The organism is Nonomuraea sp. NPDC050328 (assembly GCF_044459405.1).
Classification (GTDB): Bacteria; Actinomycetota; Actinomycetes; order Streptosporangiales; family Streptosporangiaceae; genus Nonomuraea.
Window position 1 is genome coordinate 385135 of sequence record NZ_JBITIW010000001.1, and the last position, 21023, is coordinate 406157.

At 71.3% G+C, this 21023-nt stretch carries 20 protein-coding genes and 1 pseudogene; 10 read left to right on the forward strand and 11 right to left on the reverse strand.

All coding sequences use genetic code 11. The features are described from left to right. Positions 1 to 4: 4 nt before the first annotated feature. A complete protein-coding gene (locus tag ACIBG7_RS01745) occupies positions 5 to 1147 on the reverse strand; it encodes a glycosyltransferase (RefSeq protein WP_397334846.1) in 1143 nt (380 codons plus the stop codon). Next, positions 1144 to 2079 (reverse strand): glucosyl-3-phosphoglycerate synthase, encoded by a 936-nt coding sequence (locus ACIBG7_RS01750; protein WP_397334847.1) that lies wholly within the window; start codon positions 2077 to 2079, stop codon positions 1144 to 1146. The genes ACIBG7_RS01745 and ACIBG7_RS01750 overlap by 4 nt, the downstream gene beginning before the upstream one ends. A gap of 92 nt (positions 2080 to 2171) precedes the next feature. On the opposite strand from ACIBG7_RS01750, the gene ACIBG7_RS01755 reads away from it, so the two are divergent. Further along, on the forward strand, positions 2172 to 3140 hold the full coding sequence (locus ACIBG7_RS01755) for a Gfo/Idh/MocA family protein (RefSeq protein ID WP_397334848.1): 969 nt from the start codon (positions 2172 to 2174) through the stop codon (positions 3138 to 3140). Continuing rightward, entirely contained in the window at positions 3133 to 4236 is a 1104-nt protein-coding gene (locus ACIBG7_RS01760) for a zinc-binding alcohol dehydrogenase (RefSeq protein WP_357917362.1), read from the forward strand. Before ACIBG7_RS01755 ends, ACIBG7_RS01760 begins: the two co-directional genes overlap by 8 nt. 9 nt (positions 4237 to 4245) lie before the next feature. Here the strand turns inward: ACIBG7_RS01760 and ACIBG7_RS01765 are convergent. The 3 genes and pseudogenes from ACIBG7_RS01765 to ACIBG7_RS01775 all read right to left on the reverse strand — a co-directional run. Continuing rightward, positions 4246 to 5424 (reverse strand): annotated as a pseudogene (locus ACIBG7_RS01765) (MGH1-like glycoside hydrolase domain-containing protein); the annotation flags it as partial. Further along, positions 5421 to 6206, reverse strand: a complete 786-nt coding sequence (locus ACIBG7_RS01770) for a sugar phosphate isomerase/epimerase family protein (RefSeq protein ID WP_357917360.1) — start codon at positions 6204 to 6206, stop codon at positions 5421 to 5423. The gene ACIBG7_RS01770 and the pseudogene ACIBG7_RS01765, both read right to left, overlap by 4 nt. After that, on the reverse strand, positions 6203 to 7204 hold the full coding sequence (locus ACIBG7_RS01775) for a zinc-binding alcohol dehydrogenase (RefSeq protein ID WP_397334849.1): 1002 nt from the start codon (positions 7202 to 7204) through the stop codon (positions 6203 to 6205). Before ACIBG7_RS01775 ends, ACIBG7_RS01770 begins: the two co-directional genes overlap by 4 nt. A 191-nt stretch (positions 7205 to 7395) precedes the next feature. On the opposite strand from ACIBG7_RS01775, the gene ACIBG7_RS01780 reads away from it, so the two are divergent. From ACIBG7_RS01780 to ACIBG7_RS01800, 5 genes are all read left to right on the forward strand, one after another. Then, complete coding sequence (locus ACIBG7_RS01780; RefSeq protein ID WP_357917354.1) at positions 7396 to 8274, forward strand: sugar phosphate isomerase/epimerase family protein; 879 nt, start codon at positions 7396 to 7398, stop codon at positions 8272 to 8274. 79 nt (positions 8275 to 8353) lie between these two features. Continuing rightward, entirely contained in the window at positions 8354 to 9724 is a 1371-nt protein-coding gene (locus ACIBG7_RS01785; RefSeq protein WP_397334850.1) for an ABC transporter substrate-binding protein, read from the forward strand. Beyond that, the gene (locus ACIBG7_RS01790) at positions 9721 to 10665 is read left to right on the forward strand and encodes a sugar ABC transporter permease (protein ID WP_357917348.1); all 945 of its coding nucleotides are present in this window, start codon (positions 9721 to 9723) and stop codon (positions 10663 to 10665) included. Before ACIBG7_RS01785 ends, ACIBG7_RS01790 begins: the two co-directional genes overlap by 4 nt. After that, on the forward strand, positions 10652 to 11497 hold the full coding sequence (locus tag ACIBG7_RS01795) for a carbohydrate ABC transporter permease (RefSeq protein ID WP_357917345.1): 846 nt from the start codon (positions 10652 to 10654) through the stop codon (positions 11495 to 11497). Before ACIBG7_RS01790 ends, ACIBG7_RS01795 begins: the two co-directional genes overlap by 14 nt. A 7-nt stretch (positions 11498 to 11504) precedes the next feature. After that, positions 11505 to 12647: an ROK family transcriptional regulator gene (locus ACIBG7_RS01800; RefSeq protein ID WP_357917342.1), complete on the forward strand. Its 1143-nt coding sequence runs from the start codon at positions 11505 to 11507 to the stop codon at positions 12645 to 12647. Here ACIBG7_RS01800 and ACIBG7_RS01805 read toward each other — a convergent pair. The 6 genes from ACIBG7_RS01805 to ACIBG7_RS01830 form a co-directional block, all read right to left on the reverse strand. After that, positions 12586 to 13269, reverse strand: a complete 684-nt coding sequence (locus tag ACIBG7_RS01805; RefSeq protein WP_357917339.1) for a phosphatase PAP2 family protein — start codon at positions 13267 to 13269, stop codon at positions 12586 to 12588. The genes ACIBG7_RS01800 and ACIBG7_RS01805 overlap by 62 nt on opposite strands. Before the next feature lie 3 nt (positions 13270 to 13272). Continuing rightward, complete coding sequence (locus tag ACIBG7_RS01810; protein WP_357917337.1) at positions 13273 to 14007, reverse strand: phosphatase PAP2 family protein; 735 nt, start codon at positions 14005 to 14007, stop codon at positions 13273 to 13275. Beyond that, entirely contained in the window at positions 14007 to 15509 is a 1503-nt protein-coding gene (locus tag ACIBG7_RS01815) for a phospholipase D family protein (RefSeq protein WP_357917334.1), read from the reverse strand. Before ACIBG7_RS01815 ends, ACIBG7_RS01810 begins: the two co-directional genes overlap by 1 nt. Positions 15510 to 15572: 63 nt before the next feature. Next, on the reverse strand, positions 15573 to 16325 hold the full coding sequence (locus ACIBG7_RS01820) for a helical backbone metal receptor (protein WP_397334852.1): 753 nt from the start codon (positions 16323 to 16325) through the stop codon (positions 15573 to 15575). A 201-nt stretch (positions 16326 to 16526) separates the two neighbouring features. Continuing rightward, a complete protein-coding gene (locus ACIBG7_RS01825) occupies positions 16527 to 16889 on the reverse strand; it encodes a nuclear transport factor 2 family protein (protein ID WP_397334853.1) in 363 nt (120 codons plus the stop codon). A gap of 38 nt (positions 16890 to 16927) precedes the next feature. Beyond that, complete coding sequence (locus tag ACIBG7_RS01830; RefSeq protein WP_397334854.1) at positions 16928 to 17917, reverse strand: zinc-dependent alcohol dehydrogenase family protein; 990 nt, start codon at positions 17915 to 17917, stop codon at positions 16928 to 16930. 104 nt (positions 17918 to 18021) lie between these two features. Between ACIBG7_RS01830 and ACIBG7_RS01835 the strand changes: the two genes are divergently transcribed. From ACIBG7_RS01835 to ACIBG7_RS01845, 3 genes are all read left to right on the forward strand, one after another. Beyond that, on the forward strand, positions 18022 to 18735 hold the full coding sequence (locus tag ACIBG7_RS01835; protein WP_357917325.1) for a TetR/AcrR family transcriptional regulator: 714 nt from the start codon (positions 18022 to 18024) through the stop codon (positions 18733 to 18735). Positions 18736 to 18841: 106 nt separating this feature from the next. Next, entirely contained in the window at positions 18842 to 20011 is a 1170-nt protein-coding gene (locus tag ACIBG7_RS01840; RefSeq protein ID WP_397334855.1) for an MFS transporter, read from the forward strand. A gap of 51 nt (positions 20012 to 20062) precedes the next feature. Then, positions 20063 to 20968 (forward strand): NADP-dependent oxidoreductase, encoded by a 906-nt coding sequence (locus ACIBG7_RS01845; protein WP_357917321.1) that lies wholly within the window; start codon positions 20063 to 20065, stop codon positions 20966 to 20968. Positions 20969 to 21023: the final 55 nt, after the last annotated feature.

A 21023-nucleotide genomic window follows, 5' to 3' on the forward strand; every position in this document is an offset into this window, starting at 1 on the left:
GCGCTCACTCCTGGCCGCTCCTGCGCGGCCGGGCCTGGCCGATGAGCCGCTCGTAGAGCTCCAGGTAGTGCTCGGCCATCACGCCGGGCGAGAAGCGGGCCCGGGCCTCGCGGCGGCACTCCTCCGGGTCGATCTCGTCGGCCCGGAGCACCAGTTCGGCCAGTTCCTCCTCGGTGTCGGCCAGGAAGCCGGTCCGGCCGTGGTCGATCAGCTCGGGCAGGCAGCCGCGGCGCAGGCCGATCGGCGGCACGCCCAGAGCCATCGCCTCGACGACCGCGGTGCCGCCGGGCTCGTCCCACTGGATGGGGAAGAGCGCGGCGCGGGCCGAGCCGTACAGCCGGTCGCGTTCCTCGCCGGCGACGCCGCCCACCCAGCGCACCAGGTCGCCGTCGAGATAGCGGGCCACCTCCTCGGCGTGGTAGCGGACGTCCGGATGGCCGTGCAGCGGATGCTCGGGGTCGCCCAGCACCTGCTCCAGCTCGGCGGCGTCGTTGAGCCCGCTCACCGGCCCGGCCAGCACCAGGCCGAGCCCCAGCTTCTGGCAGAGCCGGGCGGCGATGTGCTGGCCCTTGAGCCCGCAGACCCGGCCCATGACGATCAGGTGGTCGTTGCGCTCCATCGGCGGGACCGTTCCCGCGAGCGGGGTGGCCAGGTAGATCGCGCCCAGCGAGGCCCGTTGCAGCGACTGCGGCGCCCGCGCGAGCTGCGAGCGCGAGACGCCGTTGACGGCGATGCCGCGCGGCCAGTTCCCGTAGAGGTCGGGGTGCTTGTGCAGGTCCCAGTGCAGGGTGTGCAGCGCCCGGTGGGTGCCGAGCGCCGACAGCACCGCCGGGCCGACCACTTCGAGGTGGTCGTGCACCAGGTCGATGTCGTCGCGGCGGCGCAGTTCGGCCACCACGCCGGCCTGGTGCGCGTGCGCCAGGCCCATCACCTGGTTGTACGGCTTCTGCAGATGGGCGAACTGCCCCTCGTCGAAGACGTGCAGCACCTCGTCCACCTCGATCGTGCTGCCGCCGACCGTGGCCAGCACGACCTCGACCCCTCTGGCCCGGAGCTCCGGGACCAGGGTCGCGACGATGTTCTCGATCCCGCCGTATCCGGCGGGCGGCACGGGCAGCCACGGCCCGGCGTTCATCAGGATCTTCATATGGCCGTCCTCACCGAGGCCAGCGAGGGGCGTTCCGCGACCGACACCTCGGCCGGGCGCTCCTTGCCGGAAGGAGTGAACTGCAACAGCGTGGAGGCGGGCGCCTCCGAGGCGACGATGCGGCCCTCCCGTTCCAGCCGCGACCAGGCGGTGAGCAGGATCTGCCCGGACATGCGGCCCAGCGCGGCGGTGGACTGGTGACCGTGTTCGCGGCTGCCCAGGTCGACCTGGGCCATCGCGTCGAGGCCGACCAGGTCCAGCAGGTCGATGAGCAGGCCGATCTCCACCCCGTACTCGGTGACGAACGGGATCCGCTCCAGCACCTCGCGCCGGGCGGCGTACTCCCCGCCCAGCGGCTGGATGAAGCCGGCCAGTTCGGGCCAGAACAGGTTGAGCACCGGCCGGGCCACCAGTTCGGTGACCCGCCCGCCCTCGCCGCGCCGGCCCCGCAGCGGCCGCTCGTAGGCGCCCTTCACGAAGTGCACCGACGGGTCGGTGAGCAGCGGGCCGAGCAGGCCCGAGACGAAGTGCGCCTCGAAGTTGCGCAGGTCGGCGTCGATGAACACGACCAGGTCGCCGGTGGAGGCGGCCAGGCCTTTCCACAACGCCTCGCCCTTGCCCGACATGGGCGGCAGCGCGGGCAGGACGGCGTCCTGGTGGACCACCTTCGCCCCGGCCGCCGCGGCGACCGCCGCGGTGGCGTCGGTGGAGCGGGAGTCGACCACCAGCACCTCGTCCACCAGCTCGGGGAGGTCCCGGCGGATCGTACGGACGATCTCGCCGACGGTGCGTTCCTCATCGCGCGCGGGCAGGACGACGCTGACCGTGGTGGAGCCCTTGGCCTTGCACAGCGTCTCGACCGGCCAGTCGGCGGCCCGGCTGGTGTGGGGTTCCAGCCACTGCCTGGCCCGCGCCAGGGAATCTGTCTGCATGAAGCCTCCTGTGTATGGCCGCCTTTCCCTGCCCGAGCCTGCGCATTTAGAACATCTCGTTTGCTTGGCCCCCAGCGTGGGATATGCCGACCATGCCCCTCGAAAAAGCCCGAATCGGCCTCATCGGTGCCGGAAACGTCGCCGCCCGCCACGCAGACGTCCTCTCCGGCTTCCCCGACGTGCGCATCGTGGGGATCGCCGACCCCGATTCCCACAAGGCCGAGGCTCTGGCCTCGAAACATGGCGCCCCCACTTATGGCGGCCATGCCGACCTGCTGGATGCCGGCGGTCTTGATGCGGTTTACGTGTGTGTGCCTCCTTTCGCGCACGGTAACCCCGAACTTGACTCCCTGTCGTGCAATCTGCCGATATTTGTGGAAAAGCCACTGGCGCTTGACCTGGCCACCGGCGAGAAGATCGCCGCCGAGCTGGCCCGCCGCGGCCTGCCGTCCGCGGTCGGGCACCACTGGCGCTACCTCGACGTCCTCGCCGAGGCCGCCGACCGGCTGGCCGGCCGGGAGGTACGGCTGGCACTCGGCCACTGGCTCGACAAGGTGCCCCCGGTGGGCTGGTGGCTGGACCCCGAGCTGTCCGGCGGCCAGATCGTCGAGCAGGCCGTCCACGTGCTGGACCTGGCCCGCGTCCTGGTCGGCGAGGTGGCCATGGTGCACGCGGTGCCGGCGGCGCGCGAAGGCGTCGACTGGGCCACCGCGGCCGTGCTGCGCTTCGAGAGCGGGGCGGCGGGGATGCTGGCCACCACCTGCCTGCTGGAGCACAAGCACCGCGCCGGCCTGGAGGTGCACGCCGAGGGCATCGCCCTGGAGATCGGCGAGACCCGGCTGGTGGTCAACGGCGAAGTGGTGCGCGAGGACTCCGGCGCCGCCAAGCAGGCGGTGGACCGGGAGTTCGTCAACGCGGTGCGCGGCGAGCGCGCCGACATCCGCGTGCCGTACGAGGAGGCGTTGCGGACGCACCGGCTGGCCCTGGCCGTGGCCGAGTCGGCCCGGCGGGGTGAACCGGTGACGCTGGACGGTTTCGGAAAGGGGGCGCTCGATGGCTGAGACGCTGAGCGTCGACGGGCCGGGCGTGATCAGCTGGGTCGAACGCGAGCTGCCCCCGGCCGAGCCGGGCCAGTTCCGGGTCGAGACGGTCTACAGCGGCATCTCCGCGGGCACCGAGCTCACCTTCGTCAAGGGCACCAACCCCTTCCAGCTCGGCTCCTGGGACCCGGTCCAGGGCCTGTTCCGGGCGGGTGAGCCGGCGACGCCGTACCCGGTGCGCGGTTTCGGCTACATGCAGGTGGGCCGGGTGGTGGAGAGCGCCACCGACGCGGTCAAGGAGGGCGCCCTGGTCGCCATGACCTACGGGCACCGCACCGAGCACCTGGCCAGCGCCGCCGACGAGCGGTTCGTCGAGCTGCCCGACGACCTCGATCCGCTGCTCGGCATCTACGTCGCGCACATGGGGCCGATCTGCGCCAACGGCCTGCTGCACGCCGCGCACGACCTGTACGGGCCCGACGTGCGCGAGCTGGGCGACGGGGTGCGCGGCCGGCGGGTCGCGGTGACCGGGGCCGGCGTGGTCGGCCTGCTGGTCGCGCTGTTCGCGGTCCAGCAGGGCGCGGCCGAGGTGGTGGTCGTGGACGAGACCGCCGAGCGGCTGGCGGTCGCGCGGGCGCTGGGCCTGTCCACCATGACCGTCACGGAGGAGGAACTGGTCGCGCTCAAGCTGCGCTGGCGGCACACCAAGGACGACCGGGGCGCCGACGTGGTCTTCCAGTGCCGCGGTCAGGCCAGGGCGCTGGCCCTGGCGCTGAAGCTGCTCCGCCCGCAGGGCACCGTGATCGACCTGGCCTTCTACCCCGGCGGCGCGGACGAGGTCCGGCTCGGCGAGGAGTTCCACCACAACGGCCTGGCCGTCCGCTGCGCGCAGATCGGCCGGGTGCCGCGCGGCCTGGCCCACTCCTGGGACCGCGAGCGGCTCTCGGCCGAGACGCTGGAGCTGCTGCGGTCCAGGGGTGAGGAGCTACGCCGGCACGTGGTCACCGACGTGCTCGGCTTCGGCCAGGCGCCCGAGTTCCTGCTCGACCTGGCCGCCCGGCGCCGCCACACCGTCCAGGCCGTGCTCAGCCGCGACGTCGAGGACGAGGGCCGCTGACCAGCTGAAGTCGCGGCAGCCGTGCCCGGCGGCGGTGAACGGGTCGAAGTACTCGCGGAAGCCCGCCCGGGCGACCGCGCGCAGCATGCCGTCGGCGACCAGCGCGGCCAGGTCGGGACGGCGCTCGCGCAGGCCCTGCCAGATCAGCCAGGTCAGGTTGATCCAGCTCGGCCCGCGCCAGTACCGGGCGGCGTCGAACTCCGGCGCCCCCGGCGCGTAACTCGGGATGAGGCCGCCCTTGACCTCGAAGCGGTCGAGCGCGGTGCCGATCAGCGCGCCGGCGATCTCCTTGGGCAGGTCGGCCAGCATGAGCGGCACCAGGCCGGCGGCGCTGTGCGAGCGGATCAGGCAACCGGTTCCGGCGTAGCGTGCGTGGAACAGGCCGTCGTGGTAGAGGTGCTCGACCATCGCCCGCGTGGTCGCGGCGGCCTCCGCCTCGTGCGGGGCGGGGTTGGCGCCGATCTCGGCGGCGATCCTCGCCAGGCACGACTCGGCTACGCCGTACGCGGTGGTGAAGAGCGGGTCTTCCACCTCGAAGGCGCCCGCGCGGCGGTAACCGGTGTCGCGGTAGGCGCGGGCGAGCGCGGCGTAGCGCTCGTAGTCGCGGTCGGTGGGCCGTTCGGCCGGGTCGACGTGGGCCAGGTCGCGGCGGGCCGAGCCGATCGGTGCGGCCTCGACCGCGGCCAGCGGCTGGTCCCAGGCCGGGCTGTTGTCCATCCCCGACTCCCAGGGGTGGACGATCGAGATGAGGCCGTCGGCCGAACGCCGCGCCGAGCGCAGGAACTCCTGCTGCGCGACCAGGCGCGGGTAGATGCGGCGCAGGAAGGCGGCGTCGGGCGCGGCCTGGTGCACCCGCCAGGCGGCCAGGGCGTGCACCGGCGGCTGCACCAGCCCCGAGGTGGCGCTCCCGGAAGGCGCCCGGACCTGCCAGAAGTCGGGACCCGGGAAGTAGGCGCCCTCGGGCACGACCGGGTTGAAGACGATGTGCGGCACCCGGCCGTCGCGCCACTGCGCGCCGAACAGGCTGAGCAGCTCGACCCGGGCCCGGCGCGGCGACCAGCGCGCGTTGCCGATGGCGATGAAGGCGGAGTCCCAGCTCCACTGGTGGGGGTACAGGCGCCGCGAGGGGACGGTGTAGGAGCCGTCCCAGTTGGCGACCAGGACGCGCACCGCGTCTCTCAAGATCATAGGAATTTCCTGATGAAGGAGGCTGTCTGGGGAAGGACGATCTCGGGCTCGCCGCGCAGGCGGCACTCCAGGGCGAGGTAGCCGTCGTAGCCGACCGCGTCGAGCGTGGCGAGCTGCGCGGCCCAGTCGAGGTGACCGGTGCCGGGCTGGTTCCGGTTCGACTCGCTGATCTGCATGTGCGCGAGGTACGGCGCGGCCTCCACCAGCGAGCGGCAGGGGTCGTCCTCCTCGATGTTCATGTGGTAGGTGTCGCCGGCCACCCGGATGGAGTCCATCGCGCAGTAGGAGACCGCCTCGGCCAGCGTGTTGACCATGTGGTTCTCGTAGCGGTTGAGCGGCTCCAGCATGATGAGCACGCCGTTGCGCTGGGCGTGCTCGCCCAGCACCGCCAGCGCCTCGGCCAGCACCTCGCGGTCCTCGCTCGCGCTGCGCGGCGGCTCGAAGGGCGGCAGGCGGCGGGAGAACTGCCCCCAGGAGGCCGGGGTCATCACGCCCATGCCGCCGAGCTCGCCGATCACGCTGAGCTGCGAGCGCAGTTGCTGCACCGCGTCCTTGCGCTTGGCCGGGTCGAAGTCGCCGATGAAGTGCGGCATGTCCACGCAGACCGTGGGCATGACCACCCCGTCGGCCAGCGCCCGCTTCAGCTCGGTGAGCCGGCTGGCGAAGTGGAAGTCGCCCTTGCCCCTCAGCTCGATCGCGTCGAAGCCGGCGTCGACGGCGAAGGCGAACTTCTCCTGCAGCGTCCGCCCGGGCAGCAGTTGTTCCTGTACGGCGAGCCTCACGTGACCTCCTGGTGTTGGGACTCTTCTGGGCAGTCGTCGTCCGGGGGGTCGGGGAAGCTGAACACGAGCTGCAGCACGTCGGCCGCATGATGGTCGAGCAGTTCGTAGGCCTCGGCGGCCTGGGTGGCGGGCAGGACGTGGGTGACCAGCCGGGCGACGTCCACCTCCTCGCGGTAGACCAGCTCCATGAAGGTGCGCTGGAGCCGCTCGACGTCCCAGCGGTGGGACAGCCAGGAGGCGACGCCGCCGATCTGGCTGGACACCAGGTGCACCTGGTTGTGGTGGAACTCCTCGCCGAGCCGCAGGCCGAGCCCGTCGCCCTGGTAGAAGCCGGCCGCCACCACGCGGCCGCCCTGCCGTACGGTGCGGATGGCCTCGTGCAGGGCGCGCACGTTGCCGCTGAGCTCGATCGCGGTGTCGCAGCCGGTGATCCGCTTGCGGACGAACTCCGCGCACGAGGCTCCGGTGGCCACGTCGAAGGTCTCGACCGCGCCGAAGGCCTTGGCCAGCTCCAGCCGGGCGGGGATGCCCTCGGCGGCGATGACGCGGGCGCCGCTGAGCCGGGCCAGGCGGGTGGCGAGCAGGCCGATGACGCCCTGGCCGAAGATGGCGAGCTGGTCGCCCAGGTGGATGTCGGCGGCGTGGACCGCGTTGAGCGCGATCGCGCCGACGCGGGCGAAGACCCCGACGAGCGGGTCGACGCCGGGCGGCAGCACGTGCCCGGCCAGGCGGTCGGCGGGCAGCACCGCCTCGGCCCGATGTCCCCACACGCCCCACACCAGGCTGCCGACCGGCGGGTCGGTCACGTCGGGGGCGGCCTCGACCACCTCGCCGACCTCCTGGTAGCCCCACCCGGCCAGCGGGTAGGCGTGGGTCTGGCCTTCGACGAACAGCCGTCGCTCGGTGTCCCACTTCCGGCTGAGGTAGGGGTTGGTGCCCCGGTAGGCGGTGAGTTCTGTCCCCGCCGAAACGCCTGAATAGCGAGTGCGGACCCGCACGCAGCCCGGCTGAAGCGCACCGGACCGTTCCACGCGGAGGCCGACGACGCCAGGCTCTTCAATCGTGATGACGTGCATTCCCCACACTTACGCTTTTTGATCAATCAAAAGTTGAGTATTTAACGCTTCTTGGCATGCGATAGTGGCGTGATTGGCACTCGTAAGTCTACGGCTTAGATAGGAGGCGACAAATGAAATTGGGGTTCCTCACCGCGTGTCTTCCGGAAAGCAACCTTTCCGACATCGCGCAGTGGGCCGTCGACCAGGGTTTCGAGGCCCTGGAAGTGGCGGCATGGCCGGCAACGGATGACCGAAATCACATCAGAGCAGACGCCTTCGACGACGCGGAACAAGCCCGTGTCGCGAAGATCTTCGACGACACGGGACTGACCCTGTCGTCGCTCGCGTACTACGAGAACAACCTCATCGATCCGCAGGTCAACGAGCATGTGAAGCGCTGCGTCGAGGCCGCGGCGGCGCTCGGCTGCCCCACCGTCGGGACCTTCGTCGGGCGCGATCCGGCGCTGCCGGTCTCGGAGAACCTCAAGCGCGGCACCGACCTCCTCGGCCCGCTGGCCGAGTACGCCCGGCGGCACGGCGTGGAGATCGTCATCGAGAACTGCCCGATGAAGTCGTGGCACCCCGACGGCTATCCGGGAAACCTCGCCTACTCCCCCGAACTGTGGGAATGGATGTTCGGACTCGGGCTCAAGCTGAACTACGACCCGTCGCATCTGGTCGCGCTGGGGATCGACCCGATCGCCGCAGCGAAGCCGTACATTTCGGATATTTCGCACGTCCAGGCGAAAGACACGGAAATACTGCCCGGAAAGATCGATCGTTACGGCTTCTACGGCCCGATCGACGGCTCCAAGGGCTGGTTCCGCTACCGCGTGCCCGGCCGGGGCAGCGTCGACTGGACCCGGCTGATCGACACCCTCCAGGAGGGCGGCTACGACGGTGTGGTCTCTGTGGAACATGAGGATCCGGTGTGGAGCGGGAGCACGAGTCGGGTGCAAACCGGTCTCGGAATCGCCTACCACACGTTGCGGCCGCTCATCAGAGGGTAGGTCCGGGCTCATCCGTTGATTCGGGAGGGCCCGTCCCTCTCTCTGGGCGCTCCCGTCTGCACAACCGGAGGAGCGTGCCATGCCGTACAAGGTGACCGCCGTCCTCTCCGCCGCACTCCTGGCCCTCGCGGCCACGGCGTGCGGCGGCGACGCGGAGCCCGAGGGGTCGCAGGCCAGCCAGATCACCGTCTGGACCGAGGAGAACCTCGCCGACCGCATCGCGGTCCAGCAGCAGATCGTCAACGAGTTCACCCAGAAGACCGGCATCAAGGTGGAGCTGGTCGGCATGGCCGAGGACCAGTTCAGCCAGTCCATCACCGCCGCCGCGGCGGCCGGGAAGCTCCCCGACGTCATCGGGGCCCTGCCGCTGTCGGCGGTGCGCGAGCTGGAGGCCAACGACCTGCTCGACACCGAGACCCCCGGCAAGGTCGTCGACCAGCTCGGCCGGGGCGACTTCTCGGCCCGCGCGCTGGAGCTGAACACCAGCGACGGCAAGCTGCTGGCGGTGCCGAGCGACGCGTGGGCCCAGCTCGTGCTCTACCGCAAGGACCTGTTCGAGAAGGCCGGGCTGGAGCCGCCGGAGACCTACGAGGCGATGGAGGCGGCGGCGGCCAAGCTCAACACCGGCGGCGTCGCGGGGATCACGCTGGCGGTGGCGCCCAAGGACTCCTTCACCGCGCAGAGCTTCGAGCACGTGGCGCTGGCCAACGGCTGCGAGCTCGTCGACAAGTCCGGGAACGTCGCCCTCAACAGCCCGGCGTGCGTGCGGGCCTTCGACTTCTACTCCAAGCTCGGCACGCAGTACTCGGTCAAGGGCAAGCAGGACGTCGACTCCACCCGCGCGACCTACTTCTCCGGCAAGGCCGCGATGACGATCTGGTCCTCCTTCATCCTCGACGAGCTCGCCTCGCTCCGTAACGACGCGTTGCCCTCGTGCGCCGAGTGCCGCTCGGACAAGGAGTGGCTGGCCAAGAACACCGGCGTGGTCACCGCGCTGAAGGGCCCCGACGGCGCGGCCCCCGCGCAGTACGGCGAGATCGTCTCGTGGGCGATCACCCGGGACGCCTCCAAGGACGCCGCCCAGAAGTTCGTGGCGTTCATGATGAACGAGGGTTACGAGCGCTGGCTCGGCATGGCGCCGGAAGGCAAGTTCCCGACCCGCACCAGCTTCGCCACCAAGTGGGACAAGCTGCCCGCCGGGGTGGACAGCAAGAAGCCGCTGTCGGAGATCTACCCGGCCGACGTGCTCGACGCGCTGCGCAAGGCGCCCCACACCATCGCCCGCTGGGGCATCCCGCAGGGCCAGGGCAAGCTCGTCGGCGCGGCCATGGGCGAGCTCCCGGTGCCGAAGGCGCTCAGCGGCATCGTCGAAGGTTCGCTGACCGCCCAGGCCGCGGCCGACCAGGCCAAGACCGACGTCGAGACGATCAAGCGCGGGATCCGCCAGTGACCGGCGCCACCACCGCCCGTCCCCGCCCGCCGCGGCGGGGGCGGACACTGCGCGAGCAGGAGGGCCGGGCGGGCCTGGCCCTCATCTCGCCCACGCTGATCATCACGCTGGTCGTGGTGGTGCTCCCGCTGCTGTGGGCGATCATGCTGGCCTTCCAGGACGTCCGGCTGATCAACATCCGCCAGGCGGGGCTGTTCGGCAACTACACCCTGGAGAACTTCAGCTACGTCCTGGCCGAGCCCGGCTTCTGGGGCGCGCTGGGCAACACGCTGGCCTACACCGTGGCCGGCACCGCGCTGTCGATCGCGATCGGCCTGGTCGCCGCGCTCGCCCTGCGCGACCGGTTCCCCGGCCGGACGGCGGTGCGCGCGGCCATCCTCATCCCCTACGTCGCGCCGGTGGTGGCGGTGGCCTTCCTGTGGGAGGTCATGCTCAACCCGCAGTACGGCATCGTCAACAGCTGGCTCGACGAGCCGATCGCCTTCCTCACCCAGGCCAAGGGCACCTTCCTCGGGCTGGAGGTGCCGGTCGCGCTGCTCACGGTGATCGCCTTCGAGGCGTGGCGGTACTTCCCGTTCGCCTTCCTGTTCATCCTGGCCCGGCTGCAGGCGATGCCGCACGAGCTGGAGGAGGCGGCCACCGTGGACGGGGCGACGCCGACCCAGCGCTTCCGATACGTGATCATGCCGCAGCTCTGGCGGATCGTGGCGCTGCTCAGCGTGCTGCGCTTCGTCTTCACCTTCACCAAGTTCGACGACGTGTACCTGCTCACCGGCGGCGGCGCGGGCACCGAGGTGGTCAGCGTGCGGGTCTACAACTTCCTGACCGCCCGCGACGACATCGGCGCCTCCGCCGCGCAGGCCATCGTGCTGGCCGTGGTGCTGGTCGTCTTCCTCGTCATCTACCTGCGCTTCTTCGGGAGGGCCGATGAGCAGGGATAGCGTCGAGCGCGGCGTCCTGCGGGTGCTGAAGCCGCTGACCATCGCCGTGCTCTTCCTGGCCACGGCCTTCCCGTTCTTCTACATGGTGATGTTGTCCATCCGCGACATCCAGGAGCTGATCCTCGACCCGGGCTCGCTCCTGCCGCGCAGCTTCACCCTCGCCACCTACCACGACGTGCTGACCCGGCAGGGCTTCCTCACCTTCATGGCCAACAGCGCCATCGTCGCGGTCGCCTCGGTCGCGGTGACCCTGCTGATCTCCATCCCCGGCGCCTACGCGGTGGCCCGGCTGAACTTCTTCGGCCGCCGCCAGGTGCACTTCCTCTTCCTGGCGGTCTACCTCTTCCCGGCCATCATCCTGGCCATCCCGCTCTTCGTGCTCTTCACGATGATCGGGCTGCGCGGCTCGCTGCCGGGGCTGATCCTGGTCTACATCGCGCAGACCGTGCCGGTGACCGTCTACATGCTGCGCAACTACTTCGAGACCGTCCCGCCGAGCGTGGAGGAGGCCGCCGCCATCGACGGCTGCGGGCGCATCTCCACCATCTGGCGGGTGGTGCTGCCGCTGTCGAAACCCGCGCTGATGGCGACCGGGCTCTACGCCTTCATGATCGCCTGGAACGAGTTCCTGTTCGCCCTGCTCTTCCTCGTCGAGCGGCGCGACCGGTGGACGGTCAGCCTGGGTCTTTCTCAGCTTGCGGGCAGTATCGAGATTCCGACCACCGTTCTCATGGCAGGATCGGTGGTTCTGACGCTGCCCATCGTGATCGTGTTCTTCGCCAGCGAGCGGCTCCTGACCGAGGGGCTGACCGCGGGAGCAGAGAAGGGATAACCCTCAGATGTTGACGGCAGGCCAGGTCCTCCAGTTGATCCGGGAGGGCTCCTGCCGTACGCGCAAGGAGCTCATCGAGTACAGCGGGCTGTCCCGCTCGACCATCACCGACCGGGTCGACCGGCTCATCGAGGCCGGGTACATCCACGAGTCGGGAGTGGCCTCCTCCGCAGGCGGGCGCCCGCCGAGCGTGCTCGACGTGGACGCGGGCACCCACCTGGCGCTCGTCGCCGACCTGGGCGCCAGCCACGCCAGGGCCGCGCTGACCGACCTGGCCGCGCGGCCCTTAGCGGAGGAGTTCACCGAGATGCGCATCGAGCGCGGGCCCGAGCAGGTGATGACTTGGGTACGGCAGGCGTTCCAGCGGCTCCTCGACCGTTCCGGCCGTGACCGGTCGCGGGTGTGCGCGATCGGTCTCGACCTGCCCGGCTCGGTGGACCACACCTCCGGGCGGGTGATCAGGTCCTTCCTGATGCCCGGCTGGGACGACCACCCGATCTGCGACACCCTGCGCACCGAGTTCGACGTGCCGATCCTGGTGGAGAACGACGCCAAGGCGATGGCCCTGGGCGAGTGGTGGTCCGTGCACCGCAAGACGCGCTCGCTGCTGCTGATCAAGGTCTCCACCGGCATCGGCGCCGGCCTCATCCTCGACGGCCGCATCTACCGCGGCGTCGACGAGGGCGCGGGCAACATCGGCCACGTACGGCTGCGCGAGACCGACGACCGGGTCTGCACCTGCGGCTCACGCGGCTGCGTGGCCTCCCTGGCCTCCGGTCACGCCCTGGCCGGAGACCTCGGGCTGGACTCCAGCCGGGACGTGGTCCGCCTGGTCCACGCCGGCGACCCGGAGGCGATCGCGCGCACCCAGGAAGCCGGCCGGACCCTCGGCGTGGTGCTGGCCACCGCGGTCAGCCTGCTCAACCCCGGCGTGCTCGTGCTGGCCGGCGACATGGCCGAGACGCGCGAGCACTACCTGACCGGCATCCGCGAGAGCGTCTACCGGCGGAGCCTGCCGTACACCACCCGTAACCTCAACATCGTCACCAGCGCGCTGGGCGATCGGGCCGGCATCATCGGCACCGCCGTCATGGTGATGGAGCACGTGCTGGCACCGGAGACGGTCGACGCCGCGCTCGCTCTCTCCTGAGCAGCACCGCCCGGGTGGCGACGACCAGGCAGACCGTGCCCAGCACGACACCGCCCAGCACGTCGCTGAAGAAGTGCATGCCCCGGTACAGGCGCGAGAGCGCGACCGCCAGCGTCGCGGCGACCGCGAGCACCCACCACAGCGCGTGCAGCGAGCGGCGCGTGTGCAGGGTCAGCACGATGGCCACGCCCGCGTAGAAGCAGACCGCCGCGCTGACGTGGCCCGAGGGCCAGCTCGACGTGGGCGGCGCCGGGTCGAGGTGCTCGACCGGCGGCCGGTCGCGGCCGACCAGTTGCGTCGTGGCCAGGAAGACCAGCGACTGCGACCAGACCGCCGCGATCAGGAAGAGCGACTCCAGCCAGCGCTTGAACACCAGCCGGAAGACGATCGCCAGGATCGCCGTCCCGGCCACGATGTACGGCGTGTCCGACAGGCTGCTGCCCAGGTCGGACAGGGCGTTGAGGTCGCCGTTGCGCGCCGCGGCCAGATCGCGCATCAGGCCCGACTCCGCGGAGGACAGCCCCAGGGCGAGCACGGCCTTGCCCACAGCGAAGGTGACCAGGGCCAGGGCGATCAGCGGGGCGAGCAGAGTCTTGCCGAATTCTCGTAAATATGTGGCCATGCCTCACTTCCGGGTCATCTCAGGTTCGACACCTTCGAGGTGCGGGTCGGCGGGCGGGCGGCCCCGCTCCCGGCGCCAGCGCTCGAAGGCGATCGTGGTCGCCGCGATGACGGCGATGCCCAGCAGTACCCCGCCGACGGCGTCACTCACCCAGTGCACGCCGAGCGCGATGCGGGTGTAGGCCACGGACAGGGCGAGGAAGGCGGCGAGCGCCCAGGCCACGATCTTGATCTTCCGTGACATGAAGGGCAGCAGCATCAGGACGATCACTCCCGCGCCCAGGGTCGCGCTCAACGCGTGCCCGGAGGGGAACGACTCCCCCGGCGCGAACGCCACGGGGTCGGGGAACTCGGGCCGGGCCCGATCGGTGATGATCTTCAGCAGCAGGCCGAGCAGCCCGCCCACGGTGATCGTGGTGATCGCCCACAACGCCACCCTCGTCGCCCCGCGCCACCCGGCCCAGGCCGCGAGCAGCAGGACCGCGATGCGCCACGGCCAGGGGCCGAAGATCTCGCTCCACCACCAGACGAACTCGGTGCGGTCCGGATTGGCCAGCGCGTAGGCGTGCAGGTTCGCCGCCACCGTCTGGTCCAGGCCGTGCAACGGCTCGAAGGTCACCTTGACCAGGACGGCGATCAGCAGGAACGGCACGCTGACCAGCGCGACCACGAGCGAGGCGACGGTCAGGTCCACGGCCAGGTTGGCCCACGGGTTCTTGGCGGTCTGCTGTCCTGCCATCAGAACTCACCCGCCCGGCGCAGGCGCGGCGGCCGGCCGTCGGGGTCCACCGCCAGCTTGTACAGCGGCAGCACCACCGTCCGCCGCCACCTCGTCAGCTCGACCTTCGGATGCGGCCGAAGCCGTCCGGGTGGTCTCGCGCCCCTGCGCCCGCCCCGGTGCCACGCCTCCAGCCGCTCCGCCGACTCGGCGAACGCCTCGAACATCTCCTCCGGCGGCCGGTCGGCCTCCAGATGCTCGGCCGCCAGCAACTGCCGCAGCCCTCGGGCGAAGTCGTGATCCAGCACCGCACAACTCAGCTCCGAGTCGTGCGTCCACGAACGCAGGTTGACGTTGTCCGACCCCACCGTCGCCCAGGTGTCGTCGACCACGCACACTTTCGCGTGCACGTAGATCGGCACCCCGGCCCGGTTCTCCAGGTCGTAGACGGCCACCCGGTCACCTCCCGCCTTGAGAAGCCGCTCCAGCGCGTCGGCCCGGCCGATCTCGCTGGCGATCCCCGCCAGCCAGCCGTCCTGGTCCGGATAGCGGGGCACCACGATGATCATCCTGAGCCCCGGGTTCCGTTCCAGCGCGCGCGCGAACGGCTCGATCACTTCCGTCGACCACAGGTACTGGTCCTCCAGGTAGACCAGCGACTCGGCACGCCGCAGCACCTTGTGGTAAGCCCGCGCCACACTCCGCTCCCCCTCCGGCGCGAAGGGGTAAGGCGGGTGTTTGGCGGGATAAGTCCTCAGCAACTGGACGGCATGCGTCCCCACCGGCTCGGGCGGCGGCCCGGGCTTCGGCAGCGGCGGCACGTCGTCCATGCGGGCCAGGTGGTCACGCAGCCGCCTGATCGGCTGGCGGGTCTCCGGCGCCGGGTCCTCCCAGCGCTCGCAGAACACCTTCTCCACCTCGGCCACCGCCGGGCCCCTGATCGCCACCTGCACGTCGTGCCAGGGCGGACGCTCGCCGTACACCTTCGGCATCGGCGCGGCCTGCGGATCCCCGTGGTGCTCGGCGTCGTCGCGCCGGCTGTGGCACAGGTCGATGCCGCCGACGAAGGCGATGTCGTCCTCGGGGCGGCGATCGTGCCTGATGATCAGGAACTTCTGGTGGTGGGAGCCGCCCGGCCTCACCCGCGTGTCCAGCAGAGCCTGGCCGCCGTGCTCCTCCAGCTCCTCACCCAGATGCCGGTTCTCCTCGGCGGAGAAGCGCAGCTTGTCCAGATGCGAGCGCCAGATCAGGCCCCGTACCAGCGCGCCGCGCTCCGACGCCTCGGCCATGACCTTGGCCACGCCCGGCCCGTCGTCGGTCAGCCGCTCGTCGGGGTCGCCTCGCCAGTCGGAGAACAGCAGCAGGTCGTCCTTCTCCAGGGCGTCTATGCAGGCTTTCAGCTCCTTGAAGTAGGTCGCGCCGTGGATGAGCGGGCGTACCAGATTCCCCGTGGACCAGGCGTCCAGCTTGGTCGCGGGGTTGCCTCGCTCCTCTTCGGTCAGGAACCAGTCTTCGAGCCGCACCCGCCTCTGGCTACCCGCCTAACCGGCTGCCATGCGTGGACCCGTCTCCGTCCGACGTGCCGCTCAGGTGCCGAGCGCCGCCCGCAGCGTCGCCGGCGCCTGCACCAGCGACGGGCCGTACCAGGTGAGCAACCGTCCGCTCACCAGCGCGGTGTCCAGGCCGGGGAAACACTCGGGTCCGTCGTCGGCGGTGAAGGAGTACGGCTCGTCCGGCAACACCACCAGATCCGGCCGCATCGCCGCGATCTCGGCCACCGGGACCTTCGGGTACCGCTCCTCGTGCTCCTCGAACAGGTTGTCCACCCCGAGCCGGCGCAGCACGTCACCGGTGAACGTGCCGCTTCCCACCACCATCCACGGCCTGCGCCAGATCGGCACCACCGCCGTCCGCCGCCGCTCCGGCCTGACCTCCGCCCACACCGCTTCCGCCTCGGCCAGCCAGCCCGGTTTTCCGGTACGGCAGGCCTCGGTGAACATCCGGCCGAGGGACTGGAACGCCTCCTCCACCGTGCGGATGCGAGTCACCCACACCGCGATCCCGGCTTCCCTCAGCTCTTGCAGGTCGGGCTCGCGGTTCTCCTCGAAGTTCGCCAGCACCACGTCGGGCTGGAGCTCCACGATCTTCGCCACGTCCGGGTTCTTCGTCCCTTTCACCCGGGTGACGTCCAGCCCTTCGGGATGTGTGCACCACTCCGTTGCCCCGACCAGCAGTCCTGTGTCCGCCACCGATTCGGTGAGCGACGGCACCAGCGAGACCACCCGCCGGACTTTGGCCGGAATTTTCACGACATTGCCCAGATCGTCCTGCACCGGCATGGTCCTTCGTTCCAGCGCGCTACGCGCGTTCGGGCTCGGGCTCCCCTCGTGAGGGAGCCTAGCTCCCCCACACCGGTGGCCTCCCGGCCCCGGACCCCCAAGGGGTGGGGTGATCTCCGCAAGGCAGCGAGGTGGGATGTGGGGAGGGGCCGGCTGCTCGGGTGCCCCGCCTGGTGGCAAGGAACACGCACAGACGAGGGATCAGGGCTGGTCGAAGAAGGCGTACAGGCGGTGGATGCGGCCCTCGTGGAAGACGGCGACGTCGCCGCCGGTCGCCAGGGCGGCCGGTGCGTCGGCGGGCCCGTACTGCCAGGTGAAGCGGGCCTGGTGGTGGTGGGCGTCGACCTGGCCGAGCAGGCTGAAGCGCAGCTCGGGTGGTGCCTGGTGCTGGAGCCGGTCGAAGAGGGCGTCGAGCGCGTCGTAGCCCTGGACGTCGTCGTCGGGGTCGGTGTAGGCGCCGTCGGGGGTGAAGGTCTGCTCGATCAGGGATCGGCGGCGGCCCGGTTCGCGCTCGTTGATGGCGTCGATGAGGCGCTGGATGGTGTCCGCGGGCGTGGTGCTCATCAGGGGGCTCCTCCGAGTCCAGTGCTGCACGGTCGGGTTCAGTGCTGGACGGTGACGACGATCTTGCCGGTCTGGCCGTTGGTCTCCATGTAACGGTGGGCCTCGGCGATGTCGCGCAGGTCGAAGGTGCGGTCGATCACCGGGGTGAGCGCGCCGGTGCGCAGACCGGCGGTGATGAAGGCGGTGGCCCGGCGCATCCGGGCGGGGTCGCGGGTGACGTGGTGCGCCCCGTAGCCGTGCACGTTGAGCGGCCAGTTCATGGGCAGGGGCGCCGGGCGCGGGTCCAGCCAGCCGTACACGATGAGCGCGCCGTCCTCGGCGACGTTCTCCGCGAGGGCGGTGAGGCCGGGTCCGCCGACCGAGTCGAACACGACGCGCGCCCCCTTGCCGCCGGTGAGGTCCCGGACGCGCTCGGCCAGGTCGTCGCGATCGGTGGCGATGACGTGCGCGGCCCCGACCTGGAGCAGGCGCTCGGTCTTGGCGGAGCTGCGGGTCACGGCGATCGGCACGGCCCCGATCTGGCCGGCGACCTGGATGGCCGCGGTGCCGACGCTGCTGGAGGCGGCGGTGATGAGCACGGGGTCGCCGGGCTGGAGGCGGCCGACCTCCAGCAGCGCGCCGTAGGCGGTCAGGTGGGACAGCCAGGTCGCGGCCCCGACGGGGGCGTCCACCCACGCGGGCCGCGGCAGCAGGGCCTCCGCCCGCACGACCACGCGGTCGGCGTAGACGCCGAGTTCCGACATCCCCATGCCGACCAGCAGCACGCTCACCTGGTCGCCCGGGGCGAAGTCCGTCACCCCGGGGCCGACCGCTTCCACCAGGCCCGCTGCCTCGCTGCCCAGGCGGGAGGCGGGAAGGGTGGGCTGGTAGTAGTACCCGCCGGAGCGGAACAGTGCTTCGGCCCGGTTCAGCCCGATCGCGTCGATGCGGACCAGCGCCTCGCCCTCGCCCGGCTCGGGCAGCGGCAGTTCCGCGAGCCGGAGCACTTCGGGACCGCCCAGCCGATCGAACAGCACCACGTTCGCCACGTCATTCTCCCTGGTAGACAGCTAGCATTGTGCGCCGAACGATTTCCGTGCGGCGCACAACTTTCATACGCCGCACTGTATCGGAGCGCTGTACGATGTCAACCGTGGGACAGCAGACTCTGGGGAGACGGGCGCGGTTGCGGGCGCAGACGACCGCCGACATCAAGGCGACGGCCCTGCGGCACCTGGCCGAGGGAGGCCCGGACGCGATCTCGTTGCGGGCCATCGCCCGGGACCTGGAGATGAGCGGAAGCGCCGTCTACAGCTACTTCGACACCCGCGACGCGTTGATCACCGAGCTGATCAACGACGTGTACGGCGCGCTCGTCGACCATGTGGAGGCCGCCCGCGACGCGCTGCCGGACGAGGACGTCGCCGGGCGGATCCTGGCCTGGGCCACCGCGCTGCGCGAGTGGTCGCTGGCCAACCCGCAGGGCTTCCGGCTGATCTACGGCGATCCGGTGGCCGGCTACCAGCCGCCCGAGGGCGGGCCGGCGCCCAAGGCCGCCAAACGGGCCTGCCTCGGGCTCACCGGGCTGGCCGCCGCGGCCTGGCCGTACGCCGAGGCGGTGCAGGACGACGACGTGGCCTGGGAGGCGTTCGCCCCCGGGCTGGTGGCCACCGTCCGGGAGGCCTTCCCCGACCTGCCCCCGGCGGCGCTCGCCCTGGCGTTGCGGCTGTGGGGGCGCATGCACGGGCTGGTCGCGCTGGAGATCTACGGGCACCTCGGGCCGCAGGCCCTGCGGCCGGGCGACCTGTACCGGGCCGAGATGAAGGACCTGATCAGGTCACTCGGGCTGCCCGACGGCTCCCGGTAGCGGGCGAGGGCGGCCACTGGTCGCGTCCGAAACGTGCCGGTGGCGAGGGGTCGATCGCTGTTTGGCTGGGTGCCGCCTCACTCGCCCACCAGCCTGAACGGGAACCATGTCCACCGCCACGCTCGCCCGCACCCGCTCGCCCCTGATCGACTGGCTCGCGATCACCGCGCTGATGCTCGGCATCTTCGCCATCGTCACCAGCGAGATCCTGCCCATCGGCCTGCTGACCGCGATCGGCGCCGACTTCGGCATCTCCGACGGCACGACCGGGCTGACCATGTCCCTGCCCGGGATCGTCGCGGCGGTCGCCGCGCCGGTCGTCACGCTGACCACCGCGCGGCTGGACCGGCGGATGATGTTGTGCGTCCTCATGGCGGTGCTGGCCGTGGCCGACGTACTGGCCGCGACGGCGACGTCCTACTGGGTCATGCTGGCCTCCCGGGTGCTGGTCGGCCTCACCATCGGCGGGTTCTGGTCGATCGGGGCGGGACTGGCCGGGCGCCTGGTGCCGCCGCGCGCGGTCGGGACCGCCACGGCGGTGATCTTCTCCGCGGTGCCGCTGGGGTCGGTGCTCGGGGTTCCGGCCGGGACGTTCATCGGCGACCTCGCGGGCTGGCGGACCGCCTTCTGGGTCCTGGCCGCGCTGGCGGTCGTGGTCCTGGTCGCGCTGCTGGTGCTGCTGCCGCCCCTGCCGGCCCATCAGGTCACCAGCCTTCGCGTGCTGCTCGACCTGCTGCGCAGCCGGGGTGCGGCCGTCGCGCTGGTGGCCACCTTCCTCATCGTGCTGGCCCACTTCGGCACCTACACCTACGTCACGCCCTTCCTCCAGGACGTCACCGGGCTGGCTCCGGCGGCGGTCAGTGCCGTCCTGCTGGCGTACGGCGTCGCCGGGATCGCCGGCAACTTCCTGGCCGGCAAGGCCACCGCCACCCGCCTGCGAGCCGCCTACGCGACCGCGGGAGCCCTGATCGCGGCGGCCACCCTGCTGCTGCCCTCGATCGGCGGCACGGCCGTCGGGGCCGTGGTGTTGCTCATGGTCTGGGGCGTGGCCTACGGCGGGGTGCCGGTGTGTTCGCAGGCGTCGTTCATGTCCGCCGCCCCGCACGCGCCCGAAGCCGCCACCGTCGTCTTCACCTCGGCCTTCCAGGCGACCTTCGCGCTCGGCGCGTTCCTCGGGGGGCGGGTGGTCGACGCCTTCTCCGTCTCGGCCGTGATGGTGTGCGGCGGGCTGGTCGCCCTGCTCATGGTGGTCGCCCTGTGGGCGCTGAGGAGGTGATCGCCGGGCGGGGTTATTGTTGGATGCTCATCCAACAAGTGGGGGCTGGACATGCGGGCCGTACAGATCGACCGCTTCGGCGGGCTTGACGAGCTCAGGCTGGTGGAGGTGCCGGAGCCGGTCGCCGGGGACGGGGAGGTGCTGGTGCGGGTGGTGGCCTCGGCCGTCAACCCCGTGGACGACAAGACCCGCAGCGGGGGCATCGGGGAGGGGACGCCGCCGGTGCCGATGACGCTGGGCTGGGAGCTGGCCGGGGTCGTGGTGGAGCCGGGGACGAGCGGGCTGGCCGTGGGCGAGCGGGTGTTCGGGATGGTGCACCAGCTCGAGACCGGGCGGGGGACATGGGCGGACCTGGTGGCGGTTGCGGCGGGGTCGATCGCGCGGGCGCCGGGGTCGATCAGTCTGGCGGAGGCGGCGGGACTGCCGCTGCCGGGGCTGACGGCGTTGCAGACCCTCGACTGGCTGGAGGTCGGGCCAGGCGACAGGGTGCTGGTGGCCGGGGCGGCGGGGGCGGTGGGCGGGCTGGCCGTACAGCTCGCGACCGCGCGCGGGGCGCATGTGGACGGGCTGGTGGCGAGGCCGGAGCAGGTGGCGGTGGTGCAGGGGTTGGGGGCCAGGTCTGCCACGACCGACGTCAGCGAGCTGCGGGCGGGCGGGTATGACGCGGTCTTCGATACGTTCGGGGCTTTCGTGGTGGATGCTGTCGCCGACGGTGGGCGGTATGCGTCGATCGCCACCCAGGCCGGGATGGTGCCCGATCTGTCGCATCGAGGGGTGCGCACCACGGTCCATCAGGTTCGGGAGGACGGATTGGGCCTCGCGCTGCTGGCGGCCGCGGTGGACGGCGGTGGGTTGCGGGTCCGGGTCGACTCGCAGTACGGCCTGCAGCAGGTGCGGGCCGCGCACGAGCGGTTCCACCAGGGCGGGCTGAGCGGGAAGGTGGTGCTGACGTTCTGAAAGCGGCCCCGAGAAAGGAGCGGCGCGGTCCGGCGGGCCGCGCCACTCGGCGTCA